This is a genomic window from Longimicrobiales bacterium (assembly GCA_029245345.1).
Classification (GTDB): domain Bacteria; phylum Gemmatimonadota; class Gemmatimonadetes; order Longimicrobiales; family Gaopeijiaceae; genus CALFPJ01.
In genome coordinates, this window is record JAQWPM010000012.1 from 618,475 (window position 1) to 641,545 (window position 23,071).

Annotated in this window: 20 protein-coding genes; 6 read left to right on the forward strand and 14 right to left on the reverse strand. The window is 64.8% G+C overall.

Annotated elements, in window-relative coordinates; translation table 11 throughout:
• The first annotated feature begins 50 nt into the window (after positions 1-50).
• The gene (locus tag P8L30_05815; GenBank protein MDG2239700.1) at positions 51-944 is read left to right on the forward strand and encodes an alpha/beta fold hydrolase; all 894 of its coding nucleotides are present in this window, start codon (positions 51-53) and stop codon (positions 942-944) included.
• Positions 941-1,318, forward strand: a complete 378-nt coding sequence (gene crcB / locus P8L30_05820; GenBank protein MDG2239701.1) for a fluoride efflux transporter CrcB — start codon at positions 941-943, stop codon at positions 1,316-1,318. Before P8L30_05815 ends, crcB begins: the two co-directional genes overlap by 4 nt.
• A 505-nt stretch (positions 1,319-1,823) precedes the next feature.
• Here the strand turns inward: crcB and P8L30_05825 are convergent.
• The 5 genes from P8L30_05825 to P8L30_05845 are packed head-to-tail and all read right to left on the reverse strand — an operon-like array spanning position 1,824 to position 5,942.
• Complete coding sequence (locus P8L30_05825; GenBank protein ID MDG2239702.1) at positions 1,824-2,417, reverse strand: PqiC family protein; 594 nt, start codon at positions 2,415-2,417, stop codon at positions 1,824-1,826.
• Complete coding sequence (locus tag P8L30_05830) at positions 2,414-3,373, reverse strand: MlaD family protein (GenBank protein MDG2239703.1); 960 nt, start codon at positions 3,371-3,373, stop codon at positions 2,414-2,416. The genes P8L30_05825 and P8L30_05830 overlap by 4 nt, the downstream gene beginning before the upstream one ends.
• A 1-nt stretch (position 3,374) precedes the next feature.
• On the reverse strand, positions 3,375-4,142 hold the full coding sequence (locus P8L30_05835) for an ATP-binding cassette domain-containing protein (protein ID MDG2239704.1): 768 nt from the start codon (positions 4,140-4,142) through the stop codon (positions 3,375-3,377).
• Between the two features lie 2 nt (positions 4,143-4,144).
• Positions 4,145-5,296: an ABC transporter permease gene (locus tag P8L30_05840; protein ID MDG2239705.1), complete on the reverse strand. Its 1,152-nt coding sequence runs from the start codon at positions 5,294-5,296 to the stop codon at positions 4,145-4,147.
• 55 nt (positions 5,297-5,351) lie between these two features.
• Entirely contained in the window at positions 5,352-5,942 is a 591-nt protein-coding gene (locus P8L30_05845; protein ID MDG2239706.1) for a phosphoglycerate mutase family protein, read from the reverse strand.
• A 135-nt stretch (positions 5,943-6,077) separates the two neighbouring features.
• Here P8L30_05845 and P8L30_05850 point away from each other — a divergent pair, with 135 nt between their 5' ends.
• Genes P8L30_05850 through P8L30_05865 form a run of 4 tightly spaced genes read left to right on the forward strand, consistent with a single transcriptional unit; the run spans position 6,078 to position 11,538 of the window.
• Positions 6,078-6,824 carry a nucleotidyltransferase domain-containing protein gene (locus P8L30_05850; protein MDG2239707.1) on the forward strand — a complete coding sequence of 249 codons (747 nt, stop codon included), beginning with the start codon at positions 6,078-6,080 and terminating at the stop codon, positions 6,822-6,824.
• Between the two features lie 3 nt (positions 6,825-6,827).
• The gene (locus P8L30_05855) at positions 6,828-7,295 is read left to right on the forward strand and encodes a cyclic nucleotide-binding domain-containing protein (protein MDG2239708.1); all 468 of its coding nucleotides are present in this window, start codon (positions 6,828-6,830) and stop codon (positions 7,293-7,295) included.
• Positions 7,292-8,146 carry a metallophosphoesterase gene (locus P8L30_05860; protein ID MDG2239709.1) on the forward strand — a complete coding sequence of 285 codons (855 nt, stop codon included), beginning with the start codon at positions 7,292-7,294 and terminating at the stop codon, positions 8,144-8,146. Before P8L30_05855 ends, P8L30_05860 begins: the two co-directional genes overlap by 4 nt.
• On the forward strand, positions 8,143-11,538 hold the full coding sequence (locus P8L30_05865) for a GMC oxidoreductase (GenBank protein MDG2239710.1): 3,396 nt from the start codon (positions 8,143-8,145) through the stop codon (positions 11,536-11,538). The genes P8L30_05860 and P8L30_05865 overlap by 4 nt, the downstream gene beginning before the upstream one ends.
• Before the next feature lie 33 nt (positions 11,539-11,571).
• Here P8L30_05865 and P8L30_05870 read toward each other — a convergent pair whose 3' ends face one another.
• From P8L30_05870 to P8L30_05910, 9 genes are read right to left on the reverse strand one after another with little or no spacing between them, the layout of a single operon-like run.
• Positions 11,572-12,507: a hypothetical protein gene (locus P8L30_05870; GenBank protein ID MDG2239711.1), complete on the reverse strand. Its 936-nt coding sequence runs from the start codon at positions 12,505-12,507 to the stop codon at positions 11,572-11,574.
• Position 12,508: 1 nt separating this feature from the next.
• Entirely contained in the window at positions 12,509-13,939 is a 1,431-nt protein-coding gene (locus P8L30_05875) for a Dyp-type peroxidase (protein ID MDG2239712.1), read from the reverse strand.
• Positions 13,939-14,496: a hypothetical protein gene (locus tag P8L30_05880; GenBank protein ID MDG2239713.1), complete on the reverse strand. Its 558-nt coding sequence runs from the start codon at positions 14,494-14,496 to the stop codon at positions 13,939-13,941. Before P8L30_05880 ends, P8L30_05875 begins: the two co-directional genes overlap by 1 nt.
• The gene (locus tag P8L30_05885) at positions 14,496-15,107 is read right to left on the reverse strand and encodes a hypothetical protein (GenBank protein ID MDG2239714.1); all 612 of its coding nucleotides are present in this window, start codon (positions 15,105-15,107) and stop codon (positions 14,496-14,498) included. The genes P8L30_05880 and P8L30_05885 overlap by 1 nt, the downstream gene beginning before the upstream one ends.
• 13 nt (positions 15,108-15,120) lie before the next feature.
• Complete coding sequence (locus P8L30_05890; GenBank protein ID MDG2239715.1) at positions 15,121-16,557, reverse strand: hypothetical protein; 1,437 nt, start codon at positions 16,555-16,557, stop codon at positions 15,121-15,123.
• Positions 16,554-17,261 (reverse strand): hypothetical protein, encoded by a 708-nt coding sequence (locus tag P8L30_05895; protein MDG2239716.1) that lies wholly within the window; start codon positions 17,259-17,261, stop codon positions 16,554-16,556. Before P8L30_05895 ends, P8L30_05890 begins: the two co-directional genes overlap by 4 nt.
• Before the next feature lie 20 nt (positions 17,262-17,281).
• Positions 17,282-18,628 carry a TolC family protein gene (locus P8L30_05900; GenBank protein ID MDG2239717.1) on the reverse strand — a complete coding sequence of 449 codons (1,347 nt, stop codon included), beginning with the start codon at positions 18,626-18,628 and terminating at the stop codon, positions 17,282-17,284.
• Between the two features lie 13 nt (positions 18,629-18,641).
• Positions 18,642-21,716, reverse strand: a complete 3,075-nt coding sequence (locus P8L30_05905) for an efflux RND transporter permease subunit (GenBank protein MDG2239718.1) — start codon at positions 21,714-21,716, stop codon at positions 18,642-18,644.
• Entirely contained in the window at positions 21,713-22,795 is a 1,083-nt protein-coding gene (locus P8L30_05910; protein MDG2239719.1) for an efflux RND transporter periplasmic adaptor subunit, read from the reverse strand. The genes P8L30_05905 and P8L30_05910 overlap by 4 nt, the downstream gene beginning before the upstream one ends.
• Between the last annotated feature and the right edge of the window lie 276 nt (positions 22,796-23,071).

Here is a 23,071-nt window from a genome sequence, read left to right on the forward strand (position 1 = left end):
TCGGCATCGTAAGGCCGGCTAGCGGAACAACTTCCCCTGGAGTAGCCACGTTGAGCTACATCCCACCCTTCACACCTGATCGCCGCCTCTTCCCGTTCGCGTCGAAGTGGTTCGACAGCCGCGTAGGCCAGGTGCACTACGTAGATGAGGGGGTCGGTGACCCGATCCTTTTCCTCCACGGGAACCCGACATGGAGCTTCCTGTACCGCGGAATCATCATCCGCCTGAAGCAGCACTTCCGCTGTATCGCGGTGGATTATCCAGGGTTCGGGCTCTCCGAAGCGCCCGCCAGCTACGACTACACGCCGGCCGAACACGCCGAGGTCGTCAGCGACTTGGTGAGGCACCTCGGGCTCGACAACCTGACCATCATGGGTCAGGACTGGGGCGGACCTATCGGAATGCGTGTCGCACTGGACAACCTGCCCAAAGTGCGCGGACTCGTGATGGGGAACACGTGGTACTGGCCCATCGACACGGTGACCATGAAGGGCTTCGCGTACGCGATGTCGGCGGCGCCCATGCAAACGCAGATCCTCAAGAAGAACTTCTTCGTCGAGAAGATCATGCCCATGGCGGTGAAACACCCTCTCGCGGAGGAGGTCATGGATCACTACCGCGAAGCGCTGCCAACCGGCCAACGACGAATCGGGGCGGCTGAGTTCCCGCGGCAACTCATCGACGCCTCCCTGTGGCTCGGCGATCTGTCCGACGAGGTGCAGGACAAGCTGAGAAATGTCCCTCTTCTGCTGACGTGGGGTCTCCATGACCTCGCCTTCCCTCGCCAGTATATGGATCGCTTCCGGGAGGACTTCGTGAGGTCTCAAGTGTGCCGCCTCGACGCGAAGCACTACATCCAGGAAGACAGTCCCGTAGAGATCTCTGCAGCGATCAAGGACTTCTTGGGCAGCATCCCTTCAACCACGAGCCTTGCCTCGCAGTGACACTCCTCATCATCGGGATCGGTGGCCCGCTGGGCGCGATCTCCAGATACGTCGCCTCTGGCTGGGTCCAGAACATGACCGGCAGCGAGTTTCCGTGGGGCACAATGGCGGTCAACGTCAGCGGGTCATTGGCGCTCGGATTCGTACTGGTGTGGCTGCAAGCAAACGTCTCCGTCGAACTCCGACAGTTCGTCGCCCTCGGATTCCTGGGGTCCTTCACCACCTTCAGCACCTTCAGCTACGAAGCGGTCGCCTTGGTGCGAGATGGAGAGCTGTGGCGAGCCGGCGGCTACCTGGCAGGATCGGTGATGCTCGGAGTGTTGGCACTCGCCGTCGGTATGTCGCTGGCGACGGCGTTCGTCTCACGGGGCTGAGCGATACAAGCACCAAAAAAGAAGAAGCCCGCAGCCGACGAATCGGCTGCGGGCTTCTTTATGGTCGCTGCAGGACTCGAAACAAGAGCGACCAGGTCCAAAAATCCTTGAAACACAGAGGCTTTTCTGCTGTCCGACCAGCCCTGGCGAGCTGTGGTGTGTTAGAAGCTACACTTTGATGGGATCGTGCTACAAGCAACAGGCGGACGATAGAGCGCGGGGCCGGTGCAGATCCCTCCGTCGCCGACGGGCCGCCAAACGGTGCGCAACTAGAGGGAGCAGCTTCGGGTCCGCTGGATCCATGGGAGCCCCCCGGAAGCCCGCGCAGGCTCTGTCATGGCGACCCCAGAATTCGTCTTCGATCAATCCCTACCCGACTACTTCGCCCATCTGAGCATCCGACCGGCTCCGTACAGCATCCCCTCGCTGGCTCTCCGGTCCATCGAGCCTCCCTGCCTCCTCCCCTCCAGCGGCTCTGACACGTTCCCTCCCTACCTCTCACACCCTACCGTGCGCCGCGCTGGTTGTGGACGTGCCGAAGGCCCGCCGCGATTTCGTCACTCAGGCGCGCCAGAGCCCGGCTGAGGGCGACAACCTTCGCCTCAGTCCCGTCTCTTTCAGTGTCCTCGTCCAGCACCGTCGCCCGGCGCTCGAGCACCGCCCCCGAACGGTCGTCGGTGATTTTCCACGCCACCTCCAGCCGAACGACTCCGGAGCTGTCGGCTTCGAAGTGGGCAAAGTCCAATGCCACCCCGTAGTCGACGCCGACGGAGGGGTGCCACGGAAAGGCGACGACCGACTCCGGCTGGATCGAGCGCGTCAGGTTCTCCGCCAAGGCCCCCCATATGTTGTCGTAGAGCGGTTCGGCCCACCGGGCGGCCTCCGAACGCCCGACCTGGTTCTCGCTCATCCGGGTGACCATCTGGGGGCGGTCCAGATAGCCAGGGAGCGTGATGGGCCCGAGACCCACCCTCACCGGGACGGCGGAGGCACCGCGCGAAGCCTCGGCGGTCAGGTGATAGAACGTGGACGGGTCGGGGCGGGGACCTAGGCACCCCGCCACGAACAATGCTCCGACCAGCAGTGAGATCTTCTTCATCGTCCTCCTCCAGGTTTGCCTCTCAGGATGGCGCTGGGGTTCCGCTCCAGGAACTCCGCAAGATCCCGGAGGGCGCGGCTCGCCGCGCTCAACTCCCGCATGGCCTCCTCGAATCGCACCGAAGCCGGTGAGGAAGGCTCCAGGGTCTCGCCGACTTCCTGGAGCGTGGATTCCAGTTGATGCATCGCAGACGTCGTCTGCTGGGCGGTGGCCAGTACACCGTCCCGGATGGGGATGAGGGACGAGTCGACGGTGACCATCAGACCCCGGAGGTCAGCCACCGCCGCGTTCAGGCCTTCCACGGCGCCGGGCAGGGAGCGCACGGTTTGACCAAGCTCCGGCGAAGAAGCCAGCGTCCCGATTTCGGACAGGGCCCCGATGGCGGCGTTGACCAGGGAGTCCAGGGGAACGGCGCCGAGATCTGCGATGATGCCCTGAAGCGCCTCCTGGATTCCATCCAGGCCGGTGTTTATCGCCGGAATCTCCGGGTACCCCAGGCCGACCACAGGAACAAAAGACACGGGATCAGCCGGAACGAAGTCGAGGGCGACGTATTTCCGCCCGGTGACCAGACTCTCTGTGGACAGTTCGGCCCTGACCCCTAGCGCCATGAGGGTGTCGATGTTGAATGGGTCCGAAAGCCGAACTGTGGCTCCCCTCGCTTCAAGTTGTCCACGGTCCAACTCGTAGACGACGGCAATACGCACGTCCCCGCTCTCACGCTCCAGGTTGGGGATGTCGAGGAGAACGCCTGTCACCTCCCCGACCTCGACTCCACGGAACTTCACCGGTGCGCCCTCGTCGAGGCCGGCCACGGATCCTCCGAAGAAGGTGACGAATGCCTGGGTATCGCGGAAGAACTGACCCGATCCGAACGCCACGACTGCGGCGACCGCGATGAACACCCCTCCGAGGACGAAGGCTCCGATGAGGGTAGGATTGGCCTTGCGACTCAAATTAGGTCTCCCTTCGCAGGAATCGACGAACACGCTCGTGTTCGGAATGGTCACGGAGCTCACTAGGGGAGCCGCTGGCAATTATGGTGCGGCTCTCGGCGTCCAGGAAGACGCTATTGGTGCCGATGGCGAAGATGCTCGCCAACTCGTGGGTGACGATCACGACGGTGGCACCGAGGCTGTCACGTAGCTCCAAGATCAGGTTGTCCAGGAGCCCCGAGCTCACCGGGTCCAGCCCGGCACCCGGCTCGTCGAAGAACAGGATCTCCGGGTCCAGGGCCATGGCCCGTGCCAGCCCGGCGCGTTTCTGCATGCCTCCGCTGATATCGGACGGGTGGTAGTCCTCGAAGCCGGAAAGCCCGACCAGCGCCAGCTTCAGGGAGGCGACCTCCCGGATCTCCTTGGGACTGAGGTCCGTGAACTCGCCGAGGGGGAGGGCCACGTTCTCCGCGAGAGTCATGGAACTCCAGAGCGCCCCACTCTGGTACAGGACGCCGACACGACGCAAGATCTCACGGCGACGCGCGGGCTCCGCCGCGGTGAAGCTCTCCGGCCCGTAGTAGACCTCTCCCCTGGCCGGCGTGTTCAGGCCCACGAGGTGACGCAGTAACGTGCTCTTGCCGCACCCGCTTCCGCCCATGATGACAAAGATGTCCCCCTTGGCGATACTGAAGTCGAGGTCGCGTTGGAGCACAAAGTCGCCGTACGCCATCGTCACGTCGCGGACGGTGATGGCCGCCGTATCCTGGACCGGACCTGACGAAAGCACAGTCAGATGCCCAACGTGTAGAAGACGAAGGCGAACATCCCGCACGCGATGATGATGCTCACGATCCCGGTCACCACCGCCGATGTAGCGGCGTCACCCACGGCCGACGAGCTCTTCCCCGACTGCATCCCCCTGAGGCAGCCCGAGATCGCGATGAGGATTCCGTACACGGTTCCCTTCAGGACTCCGCCAGCGACGTCCGTCAGGCTCACCGCGGTGCTGGTCTGACGGAGGTACTCCATGGCCGAGAGGTCGAGCATGGTCAGGCCCACGAACCCGCCGCCCAGGACGCCCATCGCGTCGCCGTAGAGCGTCAGGAGGGGCATCATCAGGCATAGCGCCAACACCCTCGGCACCACGAGGAACTCCATCGGCGAGATGGCCATGGTGGTGAGCGCGTCGGTCTCCTGGGTCACTTTCATGGAGCCCAGTTGCGCCGCGAACGCCGCACCGCTGCGGCCGGCCATCACGATGCCCGTGATGAGGGCCCCCATGTCCCGCACCATGGCGACGCCGACGAGATCGGCCACGTAGATCGTGGCGCCGAACGTCTGGAGCTGGACCGCGCCTACGAACGCCAGGATGAGTCCCAGCAGGAACGTCACGAGGGTCACGATGGGTAGCGCTTCGAAGCCGTTCTGCTCGACCAGCAGCGCGAGGTCCGACCCGCGGAACCGGGCGCGGCCCAGCAGGGCTCTGCCCAACGCGATGGTCAGGTCGCCGACGAAGTCGACCCCTTCCCACGCGACGCGGTGGGTCTGGAGGGCGGTCTCTCCCACGCGGTCGATGAAGTCGCTGCCCGTCGTCGCCGTGCGCGCGTCGGGCCGGGCCGGAACGGCCTGGGAGAGCGACAGGAGTCGTTGAAGTCCCAGCGGCAGCCCCGAGGTGTCGACATCGACGCCGTACTCCTTGCCGAGAGCGGAGACCGCGACCAAATGCGTGAGCAGGCTGCTGTCCCAGTCCCCCAGATCATCCGTGTCGAAGCGGATGGCCACCGGCCGCTCGTCAACGAGAGCCGTTTCGAGGAGGTCTGCCCCCCGTAACCCCTGGGCGAGTGCCCAACTTCCCCCGAGACGGACCACGATGGACTCGTCCACACGGCGATCGAGGCCGTACACCGGGGTAGTCGACTGGGAGGACATACGCGCCAACATGGCCGCCACTGAGTCTCTGCGCGAGGGACGGAGTCGAGACGGCGCGCCCGCCGGCTCAGGCGGGGCGGGCGGGCGGAAGGCCGTGCGCCAAGAGCCGAAGCTCACCGTTGGCCAGGGGCCCGACCTCGCGGTGTCGGCCCAGCGGAAGGCCGAGGGAGGCACAAAACAGCACCGACGCGACATCCCCGTGGGTACTCAGCACGGTGGCGTTCGGACCTTCCGCCAACTCCCGCAGAAGTGAGGCTCCCCGCTCCAGGATCGCCCGGGTGCTCTCGACGCCCCATCGCTCATGTCCCGGATCTTCACGGTCCTCAGACCAGACGCCCTCGTACGCGTCGTCGGGCCCCAACTCCAGGCTTCCGAAGGCCCTCTCGATCAGCCGATCGTCCACCCGAACGTCCCCACCGAGGATCGCCGCTGCCTCCTGCGCCGATTGGACGGCGCGCAAAAGGGGAGAGCACACGATGGGACACCCCGGGGGGAGCTCACCCGCCGCCATCGCGGCACCCACCGAAGCCCGCACCTGGTCACGCCCCAGGGAGGTCAGCCCAAAAGCGGCGGCGGCATTGGTTCGGTTGCTGGCCACCAGACCTGTGACGTTGGCCTGGCTCTGGCCGTGACGGAGCAGGTAGATGCGACTTGACATGGCGCCATCCTAACGCTGCCGGAGCGGGACCGCGCTATGCTTGCTGCCTGCCTGCCTCTCCCATACCCTCTTCCATACCATCGGCCCATCTCGGCCCCACCGATTTTCGATTCCTCATTCGACTCGCACTGCCCCATGCTCGACCCTCTGTCGACCGCTGAGAAACTGTCGAAGCAGTTCGTCACTATTTTCGGCAGTGCCCTGCGAAGCGTTGTGCTGTTCGGTTCGGTCGCTCGGGGTGAAGCCATTCCAGGCATGAGCGACGTGAACGTTCTCGTCCTGCTGGATGAGGTCGACGCACAACAGCTCGCGGCCGCAGCCCCAATGCTCCAGCAGTGGGTCCGCGCCGGAAACACGCCCCCGCACATCTTCTCTTGTGAAGAATGGGGTGGAATGGGCGACACGTTCGCCCTCGAGATCGCGGACATGCAGGACGCGCGGAAGGTTCTCTACGGAGGAGATCCCGTTGCCGCCGCGTCACCGAAGTACCACGAAGTGCGCCTCCACGCTGAGCACGAGATCCGCGACACGATCCTGCACCTTCGTCTCCGTACACTCCTGGCGGCGAACGACCCACGGGAACTCGGCAATCTCCTCGTCAGCGGGACCCCGTCGTTCGCGGCGTACATGCGGACGGCTCTCCGCTTAAGCGGACGCAAGGCGCCGCTGAAGACGATGGAGGTCATCGAGTCGGCGGCGCAACTCATTGGGGCGGACCCGGCTCCGATGCTGCTCTGCTACGAGGCGAAATGTGCCCGGACTCCCCCACAGGTGTCCATCACCGCTCCACTGGTCGTGGAATACCATGAGTTCGCGCGGCATCTCAGGACGTTCATCGACCGGATTCCCCCCGAGGGCACCGTCGCCGGTTCCCCATCCTGACCCATGAAGAAATTCTCCCACCACGAAACGCAGTCCTTCGCCGACGGTGACATCATCGTCCGGGAGGGCGAAGAGACCCGAGAGATGTTCGTCATCCAGCGCGGGGCTGTGGAGATCGTCAAGCAGGTGGGGGGACACGAGGTCCGCCTTGCCCTGCTGAGCAGGGGCGCCTTCTTCGGCGAGATGTCTCTCCTGGAGGGCCTGCCTCGCAGCGCCGATGCGCGCGCGTGTGGTGCAACCACCCTCGTGGTCTTTCGGCCCGGCTCGCTCCTGCTCCAGATCCGCCGGGACCCCACGTTCGCCTTCGAGTTGCTCCAGCAAATGAGCCGAAGGGTCCGCGAACTGAACGACAAGCTCGTCTTCAGAGTGGCGGGTGCCGAGTTCGGGAACCGGCTGGCACGCTCCTCTTTCATGATGACGGCTGCGTCGGAGTACGCCGCGTCCAGACCCGACGAAGAGACGGAGCCATGAACACCACGGTCACCGAGGACCGCCTTCTCGTGGTTTCGGACGTCCATCTCGGGAACCGACTCCACCGGCCTCGCCGCTCGTTCATGGACTTCCTTCATTTCGCCATCGAAAACAACTACTCCATCTGCATCAACGGCGATGGCGTGGACATCCAACAGATGGCCTTGTCCCAACTCACGGGCGACCTGGCGGCATGTACGCCCCTGTTTCTCAAGTTCGGGGCGACCGATCGCAAGATCTACCACACCGTGGGCAACCACGACATCGTGCTGGAGCACTTCCTCAGCGACATCGGCCGGCTGACCGTGGTGCCTTTCCTGAACGTGCATTGTGGGGACAAGCGGATCCGCATCGAGCACGGCCATATGTACGACGGGATGTTCCTCAAATTCCCCCGTACATATTCGGTGTTCACGTTCATCGGCTTGCTGGCTATCAGCGTGAGCCCCGCGTTCTACGATCGGGTCCATGACCTCAACCTCGCCATCATCGGCTTCGCCGAGTTCCTTCTGTCCGGGTTCAAGACCAAGGCGCAGCGGAACAAGGACCGTCCCGGTGAGGTGATCGAGGGAGAACGCGACTGCTTCCGCCAGGGTGCTGAGGAGGTCGGTGCCCGTGGCTTCGACACGGTGATCTTCGGGCATACGCACCTTGCCGGCACTGTGCGTCTGTCCTCGGGCGCCCGCTACTACAACACAGGTGGGTGGTTCTCCAAGCCGCACTGTGTCGCCATCTCGAACGGACAGGAGTGGTTTGGGTCGGTGGAGGAGCTGACCCAGAACGGGGACCCGTTTCCCGCTGCCGCACCCAAGGACGACCACACCCATTCAGAGGTCCAACAGAGCGCATGAGCAACCTGGCCACACCCATCGAACAGTTGGCGAGGGAGTACGACGTGGTGGTGGTGGGGTCGGGCTACGGCGGGGCCATCGCCGCCAGCCGCTTTGCGCGGGCAGGACGCCGCGTGTGCCTCCTCGAACGCGGCGAGGAGCGTCACCCCGGGGACTTCCCCGAGAACTCGGCAGAGGGGCTTCGGGAGATTCAGGCGGATTCGCCCGACCGTCGGATCGGCTCCTCGACAGCGCTGTTCGACCTCCATATCAACCCGGACATTAGCGTGCTGTCCGGATGCGGGCTCGGGGGTACGTCGCTCATCAACGCCAACGTCGCCATTCCTCCGGACGAGCGGGTGTGGGCCGATCCACTGTGGCCCGACGCGATCCGCGCGGACGTCCAGCATGGGGTCGCCCAGGGTGTCCGGCGTGCCCAGGAGATGCTCCGCCCCACGCCCCTACCGTCGGATCAGTCTCCTCCGAAGCTCCAGGCCATGGAGAAGTCGGCTCAGGCCATGGGCGCCAGGTTCGAGCGGCTCCCTATCACGGTGAACTTCGAAGATCGGATCAACCACGTCGGGGTCGAGCAACCCGCATGCAACTCGTGCGGCAACTGCGTCGGCGGGTGCAACGTGGGAGCCAAGAACACGTTGATGATGAACTACCTCCCCGACGCACGGAACCACGGGGCGGAGATCTTCACGTGCACCGCCGTGCGCCGTGTGGAGCGTCGGGGCACGCGGTGGGTCGTCCACTTCGATCTGCTGGAGGCGGGTCCGAAGCGGTTCAACGCGCCCGGCCTGTTCGTGGCGGCCGACGTGGTGGTCTTGGCGGCCGGTAGCTTGGGAAGCACGGAAATCCTGCTCCGCTCGAGGGAATCCGGCCTGCCCGTGTCTGACCGGCTTGGGGAGGGGTTCACGGGCAACGGCGATGTGCTCGGATTCGCCTACAACGCCGACCAGTTCATCGGTGGCGTGGGCGTGGGAAGCACGCGCGGGAAGAAAGGGCCCGGGCCCTGCATCACGTCGGTTATCGACCTACGAGGAACGGACCGGCTGAACGACGGGATGATCATCGAGGAAGGTGTTATCCCCTCGACTCTCGGCCCCATTCTGGCCCCGGCGTTGCTGATGGCTTCCCGGGCGGTCGGCGAGGACACAGACGCCGGCCTGCGCGACTACGCAGAGGAGAAGTACCGGGAGATCCAGGCACTCGTGCCTGGTGGGAGCACTGGCGCCGTCGGCAACACGCAGACCTTTCTCGTCATGGCCCACGACGACTCGGCTGGCCGGATCCATCTGGCGGATGACCGCGTTCGCATCGCGTGGCCCGGCGTGGGATCCCAGGCCGTGTTCGACAAAATCAACGGCGAGTTGCTCCGGGCTACCGCTGCCCTGGGAGGCACGTACGTCACGAACCCGCTCTGGACGAAGTTCGCCGGGAAGAGCCTGGTCACGGTCCACCCGTTGGGTGGCTGCGGCATGGGCGAGACCTCGGAGACGGGCGTAGTCGACCACCGGGGCCGAGTGTTCTCGGGGGAGTCGGGGGACCAGGTCCACGACGGGCTCTACGTCTCCGACGGGTCCGTGATTCCGCGCTCCTTGGGGGTCAACCCGTTGCTTACGATTTCCGCCCTGGCAGAGCGGACCGCCGACCTCATCGCCCGTGATCGCGGATGGGAGATCCCGTACGACCTCCCGTCTGCCCCCAGGGCCGCGTCCGTGGAGAAGCGAGTCGGCGTTCAGTTCACCGAGGCCATGAGGGGGTTCTTCTCCCTCGGGTCGGACCTGGACTTCGCAGAGGCCGCGGAGCAGGGGAAGGAGTCCGACTCGCCCCTCGAGTTCACGCTCACGGTAAACTCAGACGACCTGTACGACATGCTGCGCCGGCCGGACCACAGCGCGAGCCTGTACGGGAGCGTCTCGGTTCCTGCGCTGTCGACGGAGCCGTTCAGCGTCACTAAGGGCACGTTCCACCTCCTGACGGTCGACCCCGACGAGGTGCGTACGCGGCGGATGACGTACAAGATGCCCATGGAGCATCCCGACGGCCGGACGTTCTTCCTGCACGGCTTCAAGCGTATCCACGATGACCGAGGCTTCGACGTCTGGTCGGACACCACCACCCTGTTCGTGTCGGTCCACGAGGGAGAAGATGAATCGGGCCCAGTGGTCGGGCGTGGCGTCCTTCGCATCAAGACCAAGGACTTCTCGAAGCAACTCCGGACGTTCAAGATCACCAACGCCGGGGGGATCGCCCGGCGCCTGAAGGCCATGGCCGACTTCGGGAAATTCTTCGCCGGTGCCTTGTACGATACGTACGGTGGGGTGCTCGCGCCCCGCAGCACACTCGATCCGGGAGCCACGGCCAGGACGCGCAGGGAATTGGTGGTCGATCCCCCGGATGCGCACTACTTCAGTACGGCCGACGGCGTGTCGCTTCGGCTGGTGCGCTATGAAGGTGGCTCCAAGGGACCGGTCCTGCTGGTCCACGGCCTGGGCATGTCCGGACAGGTGTTCGCGGTGGATACGGTGGATGTGAACCTCGTGGAGTACCTCGCCGCGAGCGGGTACGACGTGTGGGTTCTGGACAGCCGCGCGAGCATCGACATCGCCGGCTCCGAGGACCAGTTCACGGCCGACCTCATCGCCGAGCAGGATCTCCCCGCAGCGGTGGGCAAGGTCCGCGAGCTCACGGGAGCGGCAGCGGTCGACGTGGTCGCCCACGGCCTTGGAGCGACGACCCTGCTCATGGCGATCGTGGGGGGGCTCCAGGGGGTGCGCTCCGCAGTGTGCTCACAGGGCGGGCTCCACGTCGTCACGCAACGGGCGGCCCGCGTCAAAGCCGGACTCTACCTTCCTGGTGTGATCAAGGCGCTGGGGCAACAGTCCCTGCGCGCCGACGGGGGTGGCACCAAGGGGTGGAAGAACAGGCTCTTCGACGTGGGGCTTAGACTCCTCCCAGTCGAGCTGGAGGAACGGTGCTCAAGCCCGGTATGCCGACGAATCACCTTCATGTACGGACCGCTCTACGAGCACGACCAGATCAACCTGGCGACGCACGAAGCCCTTCACGAACTTTTTGGGGTCGTGAACCTCCAGGTCTTCGACCACCTCGCGCGCATGGTGCGCGAAGGGCACGCGGTGCGCGCCACCGGGGGGTCCTGGCTACGGGACCTGGACCGTCTGGCCCTGCCTATCACGTTCCTGCACGGCGCGGACAATGCGTGCTTCCTTCCGGAGAGCACGCAGGCGACCATGGCGGCGCTGGCCGACGCCAATGGGCCGGATTTCTATCACCACACGGTGATTCCCGACTACGGCGATATGGACTGCCTCATCGGGAAGGACGCCGCCCGCGACGTCTTCCCGCTGATCCTCGAGCACCTGGAGCGGCAGACCTCCTCGTAGAGCCCCGGCCCAATCGGCTCTGTTATCGCAGGGTCAGAACTTGCTGGCGTGGCACTGAGTGCACGAGAAGGGCGGCAGGCCGACGGGTGCCCAGAGCTCGGGGTTCCGGTTCAAATACGTCGCGTAACGCGCCTCGAGGTCCTCCGAGAGACGCGATTCCAACTCGTCCTTGTGCTTCCACCGGTCGTAGTTGACGCCCAGGCGGGCGTTGAGGTAGGCCCGCTTGGCTGCACCTAGATGGCCTCCCTTCACGAGCAGGTCGCCCGTGATCAGCCAACTACCCTCGAAACCGTGCGGAACGCGCGGCGACCCCCAGCAGAAGCCCTCGGGCATCGCTTCGGTGGGCAGCCGCACTAGATCTGTGAAGTCCGGGTTGTCCCGGTCGACGGGCACTCCGGCACAGTACTCCCAGAACTTGAAGCCGGCCTCGATGGCGTTTGCGGTGACCGTGTCGTCGGCCGCGGCGAAGCGGCGGATGTGCATCTGCTGGAAGAAGCCCACCTCGGGTACATACTTGGCAGCGCTGTCCACGAGCGCGCTCCCCTGGGCCCGGTCGAAGCCGGTTTCGAAGAGGAAGGCGCCCAACAGACCGCTGGCCCCCGGCCCGTTCCGGTCGTCGTTGAGGATGACGTCGAAGAAGCTCTCCAGAATCAAGGGAATCGCCTGAGCGACGACCTGAAGCCCGTTGACCGTTTCTGGACGAGCCACCTCTCCCAGCCACCAGAGCGCGGTGGCTCCGAGCAGGAACGTGGTTCGATGGTTCTCGGGGTCCTTGTCGTGCAGTTCCCACAGCTCTCCGACGAAGTCCCCGGCCGACGCGTAGTCGTCCCGGTTCATGGCGTCGAAGAGACGTGCCTCCACGTCGACCACCGGATCCGGCCCGGTGATGTCGTCGCCACAAGAAGCGACGACGAGGGCGCCGAACATGGCGACCACGATCACCAAAACACGAACGATCCAAGACTTCATATCAAAAGTCCGCCAACCAGCGAAGCGCGGCCATGCTCGGCTGGAATAGGTATTCGCCCCCCCGCAGGGTTACGAAGCGGGGTAGAGGCGTGAGGAAGAAGGGGGGCTTACCGGGGATGGTCATCTTGCCGGATTCGTCCGCCGGACATCCAATGAGGGGGTCCTTATCGGGGCCGACGCCGAAGGGGTCGCCATCGTCCAACCACAGGCTCTGGATGGTCTCGAATTGACGCCAGATGCTGGTGTTGAAGCACACGAAGACGAGTCCCCGGTCCTGCCCGTCGTCCGCGGCCCCCTTGGGCAGCACCGGGCCGTAGGAACGCCCACGCCGGATGATGCGGTGCCTGTTGGTGAGCCGCCCACCGAAGAACCCCTCGGAATCACGCGGGTGACAACGTCGGATATGCGACCCCATGGGGCACTTGAGCCCCTTGGGATCGTCCATGTACGAGAAGTCGTTGATACGTAGCGGGTCCGCGGACACGTCGGCGTCCGGCGCCTCCGGAGAGGTGCTCAGCGGGGTGCCGTCGCGCCACCGCCCCACAACCTTGGCAGCGAGCATCTCCGCTCCGCCCGGGTAGCGCGCCCCCTGCTCCTCCATGGACCTCCTGAACGCAGCGGTGTGTTGTTGCAGCTTCCGGTAGACCATAAACGTACCGTTCCGATGGAACGGCTCCGCGGGAGCGTCGGGAAGGGTGCCGTCCTCGTCCACGTACCCGAGCACGAACTCCCCGGTGGCCACGTCCCGCCAACCGCCTGCACCGTTGGGCTGGCCGTCGCCGGGCCGCCCCTGGACCCCGGTTCCTTCCACGGCGGGCTGCGAGATGCCGTCAAAGAAGCCGAAGTGATCACGTCCGTGCTTGAGGGCCTCCGCCCGGGTCTCGTTGATCACCGTTGTGGCGCCCGCGGAGGCTCCCACCTGCCGCAACTCCTCGCGCACCGCGTCCAGGTGCTCGTTGTCCACGGCCCATACCGTCACGAGCACGTGGGCCTCTCCGGTCCCCAGACCGGACTCCCACTGCTCCGGGGCACTGGGACCGCGATCGCCGAGGGATTCGGCCCGGGCGGCCATGCCTTCTCGGAACTCCTCCGGGAACGTAGCCAGCATCTCGTCGGGAACACCCAGGCGCTGAAGACCCGCATACGTGAAAGCGACCTGGATGGCCGTGGTGGGGGCGGTGTCGCACCAGGGCTGACCCGTCGTGATACGGGGGAGCATCCTGTCGATGAGTGCCTTGCCTTTGGCCACGTCATCGATGCGGAGGAAGATGTACGCCGCCATCGGGTGGGAATACCCGCGCAGCACGTTCCCCTGGATGTCGGCGGCTTCGACCTCGGACTGCTCTTCGTGGCGTCGTGGAAGATTGAGGGGGCGACGCTGCAGAAGGGGTCGCTCCCCACCGGAACCTACGGCCTGCCGACGTTTCTGCATCAGATACCCTCCACGAAGGTTGTACGAAACCGCTTCTGCAGCTCCACTGCGTCCACCCCTTGATTGGCGATCGCGAATTCCAGCACCTGCTCGCGTAGGGCGAGACTGTCCACCACATCGGAAACACTGCGGTTGGGGGACGCCACGGCGAACAGGGACGTGTGCAGCTGGTTGTGCCGGATCCAATGGCCGAAGGCTGCGCGGTCCTTCAAGCCGGGATACCCAACGCAATGGCGCCACCAAGAGTCCGCCGCCGCCGGTAGCTTGTCGGCGATGGAAGCCAGGAAGACATCAAGATCCGCGCCATCGAAGGCCGCCGTGAACACCAGGTAGTTCGAACGGAGTTGGTCCCGCTTTTGCGGGGCTCCTTGGTAGACCAGGTGGTCGACAATCTGGATGCGTGATGTGTGGATCGTTCCGAGCCGCGCCAGTGGAGAGTCCTCTCCGAGGGGGAGACTCTCGATGGTCTGACGAAGCTTCTCTTCGTGGCCCGGAAGGATCGCAGTCAGGACGGTGAGCGCGTACGCGGTTCCCGTGCGGTTACGCGATTCCCCCATCAGAGGTGCCCCTGTACGCTGGAGAGGAACTGCTCATAGCGCACCTTGAACTCGTCCGCGCCGAGCCTCTCCGAGTCCGCTATAAGCCCGCCCAAGGCGTCGCCGGTGGCCAGCGCGCCCTTCACCATCCGCGTGCTCGCCTGCGGGTACCCGCAGTAGTAGCTGCCCCCATCCATGCTGTTCATGGCGATCCACTTCTTCAACGGCTCCGCGGGGGGTGGGCTCGGGAACGCGAAACCGCGGCCCCAGACGAACCGGATGTCCAGAGGGATGCAGTACGCGAACGCATCGATGTAGTGCTGCCATGGCCCATCGAAGTTGCTCTCGAAGAACAGGTAGGCGTAGTTGAGCCGGTCCCGCTCCTGAGGTGGGCCGTTGTGGGGGAGGTCCCGCACGATGGTCCAGCGCACGAACCGGATGAAGTTGAACTGGAGGATGTGCTTCTGCGCGAACGGGATCCATTTCGCCACCCACATCGCCGCTGCCAGCACAGGCACCCATTGCCTGCGGATGGGTGTAAAAAGCGTCAGGCAGAAGATCCTACCGAGTTGGTTGCCGGGCAACGCCGTGGTGCCTCCATCCCGGGCGTCGGGGCTCTCGATCGTCGTCATAGAGCGTGTCTCCTCAGCGTCCGTGCCACAGCTTGTCGTGGGCCGCCTGACGCTCGTACTGAGCCTTGTCGTAGTAGCGGTCGTAGTACTCCATCTCCAGGTGTGAGAACTGGAGCCACATGCCCGGCGTGTAGAAGGCGTCGACGTGGGCAGGGAAGCGTCCGTACGTATCGTAGATGTAGTTACACATCTCCTTCACGTACTCGACCTGCCTGGGCGCGAACTTCGTGGCCTTCTTCATGTACTTTCCAGCGCTGGCGCGGTCCTTGTACTGCCGCGAGAACACGTCCTCGTCGCCGTACGCGCCCCCGGCGGCGCTGTACTTGGCCTCGATGACCCGGTCCACCGCCTCATCCATGGACTTCACGTAGGGAGGTGTGAGGCCTTCCAGGATGCCGTCGATGCCGATGGGGTTCGGCTGTGAAGCCGGAACCGGAGCCCACGGCGACAGCGTGTTCGGTTGCTGGAACCGGAAGCCGAGTCCATGCAATCCCTTGGCGGGATCGTCCTGGAAGACGTATGGCGGGAAGACGGATCCGTGGATCCAACCGCCCAAGCCCATGGCCTGCCCCACCAGCATGAGGTTCTGGAAGTAGAAGAACGCCTCATAGTCCGTACGTAAGGCCCCGCCGAAGCCCAGGGGGGCGACGTTGTCCTTGTTGACGAACCCGTTGCGCACCCACTTGAGGCCCCCTATGGGGTGATAGGGAACCTTCTCGGCCATTCCCAGGGTGCCCGCGAGCTTGGCCATCCGCTCCACGAGGCCCTTGGGGTGGAACGTGCGCCAGTCGTCGACGAAGATGGGGCGTTTTCCGTCCGGTTCGCTGGCGATGATGAGCAGCGCGTTGATGTACTGCGAGGTGCAGTCCACGACCGGGAAGAGGACGGTGGACCCGGGGACGTTGGACATCTGTGCGTTCCAACCGAGGTAGTACGGCCACTCCCGGGGGAACTCCATGCGCCGGTCTGAGACGCGAATCTTGCAACTGTCGGCCGCACGGATCCAATCGCTTTCGCTCCAATCGGCCCATCGGGGGGGCAGCGATGTGAGCAGCGCAAGAGCCTCCTTGCCCGTCGGATGCCGAAGCAGAAAAATCCCGTCGTCGTTGATCATGAAGAAGTGCGTGGCCTGGCAGTTGTCCGCGCTACTTCCCGTGCGTGCCATGATGTGGAGGAAGGGTGTCCCGAGCTCGTCGGTCCCGTCGGCCTTGGTGAGGGGTCCGTCGTGCGTGGTGACGCCGGTGATTCCCGTCACGCACGTGATCAGGATCGCTTCCTCGAGCGCCGACAATGGCGCCGGGTCGTTCTTGCTCTCGTGGGAGAGGGGTCCGGCCTTCATCGATGTGCCGCGGGCCAGGCGTCGCGTGCGCCGGTCGACCAACGCCGACATTAAGGGATACTCGAAGAGGTCGTTCAGGCTGCCGTGCTGGTGTCCGTTCTCGGTGCTCATGCTTCTTCCTCCAGGGGCGTGGGTCGAGACGTGGCTGCAGAATGCGCATCCGGGTCGGACGCGCTCGGTCGGGCGAAGACACCCCCGTAGACCTCGGTCAAGGCGCCCATGAAGAAACTCCCGAACTTTGCCATGGCCTGAAGTTCCTGGAGCTTGTTGCGCGCGCCCACGGCTTTCATCGTACCAAGTTGTTTCCTGAAATCGTTGATGAGGATCTTCACGATCCCCTTGGCCACCACCGGCCCCGCCTCGTCACCCTCCCTGACCGTGACGAAGAGCGTCGTCGTGTCCGACCAGATGTCGGGGCCCGCATCGTCATGGATGGTCTTGAATCCGTCCATGTAGAAGTGTCGACCGTCATCGGCTGACAGGGGCATGTGGTAGATCATCTTGCGAGTACGGGCCTGCTCGGGATCACGCACGAGGAGGAAGAAGCGACCCTTCCCCACCCGGAGGGGCATCGGTGAAAGGGCCGGCGCGGTCACGGTGCCGCTCAGGAGCGCTTCGTGATTCGGATCGGCAATCAGCGCGTCGACGTCGGGTGCGATCACGGTGACCGTGAAGTCGAGGAGGGAGCCCTCGGCCTTTCCCGTGGCCCAACCCGTTTCGTAGTCGTCGGTGGCGTGGGTCGACACGAACCCGCGCATGGTCTCGGTGAATGTGACGCCGGCGGCGTCTGACTTCGTGTGCTCGTCTGCTGTCATGGTTTTTTCTTGGATCAGAGTCAGCGGCCGAGGATCCCGGCGGCCCGTCCGAGTTCCGCGATGGCGATCCGGTAGCCCATCTCGGCCTTCAACATGTCCATCTCGGCCTCCAGGCGATCGGCGATCGCCTCGCGCTCCTGCGCGGCTACCGCGTAGCCGGCGGTCACCGCCACGATGCGAAGCCGAGAGCCTTCGGTGCGCAGCGCGAGTGCATCCTTGGCCAGCTCGACCAGATCCCTCGCCCGAGCGAGCTTCCGGTAGGCGGCCTCGACCTCTCCGCGCACCCTGCCCTCGACCATGGTCAGGTTACTCTCCGCTTGTCCGAGCTGGGCGCGGCGCTCCCGCACGGTCTTTCTCCGGGCCCCGAAGTCCAAGATGGTCCAACTCCCCGATATCCCAATGCCCATCGTATTCTTGGGAAAGAACGGGACGGAGTTCTGATAGAGATGCGCTCCCAGGATCCCGATTTCGGGGATGTACTCAGCGCGCGCTGCGCCGACACCGTGGGTGGCCTTGTTGACCATCGCTCGCGCCTCGAGAAGGCCGGGACTACTACGCAAGGCCGTCTCGACATAGTAATCGAGAGGCTCGTCGGTCACCGCTGAAGGTGGGGGCGGAGTGACCTCCACGCGGGTCCCGGCCGGAAGGCCCACCGCATCCGCCAGCACGTACGTCAGATCGTCAACCTCGCCTTCCCGCTCCAGGAGCACCTGTCGGGCCTGAAGCCAGCGTATCCGGGCCTCCCTTCCGGCCAGATCAGCGGCGGTACCCGCCTCTACGGCAGACGCGAGGTAGGCCATCCGCTCCTCGCTCGCGGCAACGCGCTCCCGGGCGGCGTCTCTGCCGAGGTCGGCGAGCAGGAGCCCCGCGTACGCACGGAGCACGCCAAGGGAGACGTCCTGTTCGGCCGAGCGGAGTCCGGCCCCCGCAACTTCCTCGTCGGCTCTCAGAACGCCCCGGCCCTCGCGGATCTTGAAGTAGTGGGTGAGGGGTTGTGTGATCGTGGTCAGCGCGAAGAAGACGTTGGTGCCCCCCTGGGGGACGGTGCGATCAGTCCGCGGAAACTTGCCTCCCAACTCGGAGAAATAGCCGAGCGACCCAGCCGGCAGGAGGATTCCCTGCGTGTTGTTGTTGGCCAGGTAACTGGCCTGCGTTCGAATCTGCGGCAGGTAGTTGGTGAAGGCGATGGAACTGCTCTGGCGTGTTTCCTCCACCTTCTGCCGGACCACGTTGAGGCCAGGGTTCCCCTCCCTGGCCATCTCGAGGGCCTGTCCGAGCGTCAGGATGCGCGAGGTTTCCTGGCCCCCGGCGGGGGCAGCGAGGAGTGCGCCTAAGAGCAGCGCCGTTGGCAGGGAGGATCTCACCATGGTCGTTGCATCTTCAGACGGCAGCGGGGGAGGGTTCGGTATTCGGCGACACCAAGACATAGAGCACAGGCACCACCACCAGGGTGAACACCATCGAGAAGACGATGCCCACAGCAATCACGCTGGCCATCGGGGACCAGAGCGCCGAACCGGAAAGGATCATGGGCGTGAGGCCGGCGGCCGCAGACATCGTGGTGAGGAAGATGGGGCGGAGGCGCCGCCGCCCTGCTTCGAGCGCGGCCTCCTCGAGCGTGCCACCCTCGGCCATCCGCTCATGGATGAAGTCGAGCAGGATGATGGCGTTGCGCACGACGACTCCGGTCAGGCTGATCAGCCCCATGAAGGCGGTGAAGCCGAACGGATTGTCGGTGATCAGCAGGCCCAGGTACGCCCCAAACAGCGCCAAGGGAATCGATACCATGACGACCAGGACGTCCTTCACCCGCTGGAACTGGAAGAGCAGAATCAGTGCGATCAGCAGCATGCTCACGAGCATGCCGACACTCAGATAGCCGAAGCTCTCGGTCTGGATCTCGACCTCTCCCCCGTACGAGAGGTCGTATCCGGCCGCGAGCGTCAAAGTGTCGAGGGTGGGCTGCGCAGCCCCCAGTACGACGGACGGGAACACACCGTCCTGAGCGAAGCTCCCCACTGTGATCGTGCGGATGCCATTGCGGCGCACGATGCGGCTCGAATGCCACACCGGGTTCAGATCGGCGATCCCGCGGAGCGGCACTCGAGCCACCGGTGAGACGACGTAGGTGCTGCCGAGGTCCTCGAAGGAATCCCGATGGCTCTCATCCAGCTGCAGCACAATGTCAACGGCATCATCGCCCTCCCAGAACGTCGACACCGGCGTTCCCAGGAACGTTCCGGCCAGCAGGTTGGAGACCACCGTTGAGCTCATGCCGAGTCGGCTGGCGACCTCCGGTCGCAGGTCAACCTGAAGGGCGTAGGAGTCCTCGCGGAAGTTGTTGCGCACCATGAAACTGCCCGGCGTGTCTTCCAGGACCATGGCCGCGCGGTCCCCCATCGAGCGCAACACGGACAGGTCCTCGCCCGCAATCCTGACTTCGATGGGAGCCCACATGGGATCCCCCATTATCAAGCGCTGCACCTCCACCTCCGCCTCGGGGACGTGGCCGGGCAACGCGGCCCGCAGCCGTTTCACTACCTCCGGCGTGACGTCCACCGCGACCGTGCGAACGATGATCTGGGCGGTGTTCGGCCGCGGAAGCACCGGCTCGAACGAAAAGAAAAAGCGAGGGGCGCCCACGCCGACAAAGGAAGCGTACTCCCGCACGTCGGGATCTGCGGCGAGGACCTCCTCCACAACCCGAGTGACGTCGTCCGTCGCCTCGAGGCGCGTGCCCTCGGGCATCCAGACATTGATAGCGAATTCGTCGCGATCGGCCGCCGGGAAGAACTGCTGGGGCACCATGCTGGCGAAAACGCCACCGGCCGCCACCACCAGAATGCCGAACGCCATGGTCAGTCGCTTGTTCTTCATGGCCAGGGCGATCGTGCTGTCGTAGGCGTCCTGCAGGATGTCCAGGGGCCCCCGACGCTTGGGAGCCTCGGCGTCGGTCGGCTGGTCGACGTGCAGCCCCTTCTTGATGAAGGTCCGGCACAGCAACGGAGTCAGGAGCATGGCCACCACGTACGAATTGGCCAGCGCCAGGGCCACGGTAATGGGGAGTGCGTGCATGAACTCACCCATCTGGCCGGGAATGAGCGCGAGCGGCAAGAAGGCCGCGGCGATGGTGAGCGTGGCCGCGAGAACCGGAATGGCGAGTTCGGCGGCGGAGCGCCGGGCGGCATCGTGCCTCGAAAGCCCTTGGTCGAGGAGTTCCACATAGTTGTCAGCGATGACGATGGCGTCGTCCACCACCAAGCCGAGCACCACGATGAGCCCCGCGAGCGAAACCTGGTGCAGTTCGATCCCAAACCCCCGCAACATCGCAAAGGTCATGAGGATGGTTACGGGAATCGCCGTGGCCGCCACCGTCGCCACAGGGAACGGGAGCAGCAACAGGGTCACGGCGATCACCGCGATGAGTGCCATCCCGAATTCACTCATGAAGTGCCCGATACGCTCTTCGACGACCTTGGGCTGGTCGACCATGGATTCGACCTGGACGTCGGGCGGCAGTCGGAGCCTGACTTCGGCGATCGTCTCGTCCACCTCGCGCCCGAACTCGACGATGTTGTAGCCCTCGCGCATCTCGAGGCTGAGCATGACGGACGGTTGACCGTTCGCCCGCACGAGGAAGTCTGGATCAGAGTACCGCCGCTGGACGTTGGCCACGTCGCCGATGTAGATCGGGACCCCCGTGGGGGAAACCCCCGCGATCTGCCTGCGGATCTGGTCCTCGTTCCCGTAGAGCCCCGCCGTTTGGATCGGCACCCGGGTGCTCGCGGCGTCGAAGGCCCCGGCCTCGGAAATGACGTTCTGATCCTGGAGGGCTCCGACCAGGTGGAGGGGCGTGATTCCGTACTGCACGAGCTGCTGCATCGTACTGGTGACGTAGATCTTCTCTTCCTGCTCCCCGATAAGCTTGACCTTGGATACCGCTGGGAGTCGGAGGATCTCGGCCTCCACACGCTCCAGGTATCCCTGGAGTTCTCGATACCCGTAATTCTCACCGGTGACAGAGAGGAGGATTGCGATCACGTCGCCAAAGTCAGAGTTGACGATGGGCCCGAGAACGCCCTTTGGTAGATCTGTGACGCCCAGCTCGTTGAGGTCGTGACGGAGCTTCGACCAGAACTGGTCGGCCTCCTTCACGGAGTTCTCGAGAGTGACGTCGATGACCACGCCACCGATCATGCTCGTCGACACGGTCTTGGCCTTCCTTACCTCACCGAAGGCAAAGAGGCGTTCCTCGATGCGCTTGGTGACCTGTTCCTCCACCTCGGCGGCGGTGGCGCCGGGGTAGGCGGCCAACACTAGGCCCCTTCGGATCGGAATATTCGGATCCTCGCGGCGCGGCATGGTCATCACGGCGTTGATGCCCGCGAGGCATACTATCGCGGTCACGACATAGATGACCTGGGGATGCCGGAGCGACATCCGGATGAGATTCATGGAGAGCCGCTCCCGCCTTCCGCGACCTGAACCAACGAGCCTTCCCGCAGGCGATGTTGACCCCCGACGACCACCTGCTCGTCACCCGCCAGGCCCTCTCGAATCTCGATCTGCGTCCCGTACGCAGAGCCCACCTCGACCCGGCGCGCGTGAACACGCTCCTCTTCCGGGAAGTACACGAAGACCCGGGTGATTCCGTCCGCCCCACGCACGATGGCCTCCCCTGGCACCGTCAGCGCCTCCACTCTCGCGTCGGTCTCCACCCGCACCTCGGCGATCATGCCGGGGCGCAGTCGACCATCCGCGTTGGGGACCTGGACCTTCACAGTGTACGTCCGCGACGTTGGGTCGGCCGCGATCCCCACGAGCCGGACACGGCCCTCGAAGGCGGCATCCAACGCCGGGATCGTGATGTCTGCGCGCTGACCCACGGCGATGGGGCCGATTTCAGCTTCCGGAACCCCGATCCTGACCTGAACAGGGTCGATGGAGACGATGGTGAAGACTGGGAAGCCCGGCCCCGCCTGCTCGCCCGGCTGGATGTTACGACGCGCCACGACGCCGTTCATGGGTGACGTGATGCGAGCATCGGCCAGCTTTTTGGCGGCCATCGCCTCCTGAGCGCGAGCCATGCGGACAGCCGTCTGGGCTTTCTGGAAGTCGTTCTCCGGAATGCCGTCTTCCGCGAAGACCACCTGCGCCCGTCCGAACTCGTCCTCGGCCCGCTGTCGTTGGGCGGCGGCCAACTCCAAATTGAGCTCGTAGTCGGTCGGGTCGAGCTCGGCCAGCAGGTCGCCCTGCCTGACTCGATCACCCTCCTCGGGACCCACCGCGGTGACGAGACCGGGTACCATGAAACCGACGTTGGCGGTCCTCAGTGGCTCGACATCACCACTCAGGCCGATCCACGCGGGTCGGTCGACGCGGGCCACCTCGTGGAGACGCACCGGGACCGGGCTCGCGCCGGCTCCCTCCATTGAATCCGGCCCACCGCAGCCGAAGATGGTCAAGGCTAAAAGCAACGCCATCCGGACGCCGATCGGCGCACGGGCGCGTAGGGTGGGCAGTTCGGTGTCCACGCTATCAACTCCTCCGTCCTCAAATAGTTACCCCCAAGCCTCCCACGTGCGGCCGAGGCAGGGCGCAAGAAACTTCATTATGGGTTCTGGCTCGTTGACCAGGGCCGTGTACCCGTCGAAGGGCTCTTTGCAAGGAAACCAGAATAGAACGAACCGCTTCCCGTGTCGAATGGGCCATCGCCTGGACGTCCTCGACACTCCCCCTCGCTCGCGGGCGACTGCGCCTGGTTCCTCTAAGTGTGGAGCTTGCCTGTGCACGGCAACGGCACACATTGG

Coding starts and splice junctions, on each gene's coding strand:
- P8L30_05825 (MDG2239702.1), bottom strand. CDS start 2,417: ATGAAGAAGATCTCACTGCTGGTCGGAGCATTGTTCGTGGCGGGGTGC.
- P8L30_05840 (MDG2239705.1), bottom strand. CDS start 5,296: ATGTTGGCGCGTATGTCCTCCCAGTCGACTACCCCGGTGTACGGCCTC.
- P8L30_05845 (MDG2239706.1), bottom strand. CDS start 5,942: ATGTCAAGTCGCATCTACCTGCTCCGTCACGGCCAGAGCCAGGCCAAC.
- P8L30_05850 (MDG2239707.1), top strand. CDS start 6,078: ATGCTCGACCCTCTGTCGACCGCTGAGAAACTGTCGAAGCAGTTCGTC.
- P8L30_05855 (MDG2239708.1), top strand. CDS start 6,828: ATGAAGAAATTCTCCCACCACGAAACGCAGTCCTTCGCCGACGGTGAC.
- P8L30_05860 (MDG2239709.1), top strand. CDS start 7,292: ATGAACACCACGGTCACCGAGGACCGCCTTCTCGTGGTTTCGGACGTC.
- P8L30_05865 (MDG2239710.1), top strand. CDS start 8,143: ATGAGCAACCTGGCCACACCCATCGAACAGTTGGCGAGGGAGTACGAC.
- P8L30_05870 (MDG2239711.1), bottom strand. CDS start 12,507: ATGAAGTCTTGGATCGTTCGTGTTTTGGTGATCGTGGTCGCCATGTTC.
- P8L30_05875 (MDG2239712.1), bottom strand. CDS start 13,939: ATGCAGAAACGTCGGCAGGCCGTAGGTTCCGGTGGGGAGCGACCCCTT.
- P8L30_05880 (MDG2239713.1), bottom strand. CDS start 14,496: ATGGGGGAATCGCGTAACCGCACGGGAACCGCGTACGCGCTCACCGTC.
- P8L30_05885 (MDG2239714.1), bottom strand. CDS start 15,107: ATGACGACGATCGAGAGCCCCGACGCCCGGGATGGAGGCACCACGGCG.
- P8L30_05890 (MDG2239715.1), bottom strand. CDS start 16,557: ATGAGCACCGAGAACGGACACCAGCACGGCAGCCTGAACGACCTCTTC.
- P8L30_05895 (MDG2239716.1), bottom strand. CDS start 17,261: ATGACAGCAGACGAGCACACGAAGTCAGACGCCGCCGGCGTCACATTC.
- P8L30_05900 (MDG2239717.1), bottom strand. CDS start 18,628: ATGGTGAGATCCTCCCTGCCAACGGCGCTGCTCTTAGGCGCACTCCTC.
- P8L30_05905 (MDG2239718.1), bottom strand. CDS start 21,716: ATGAATCTCATCCGGATGTCGCTCCGGCATCCCCAGGTCATCTATGTC.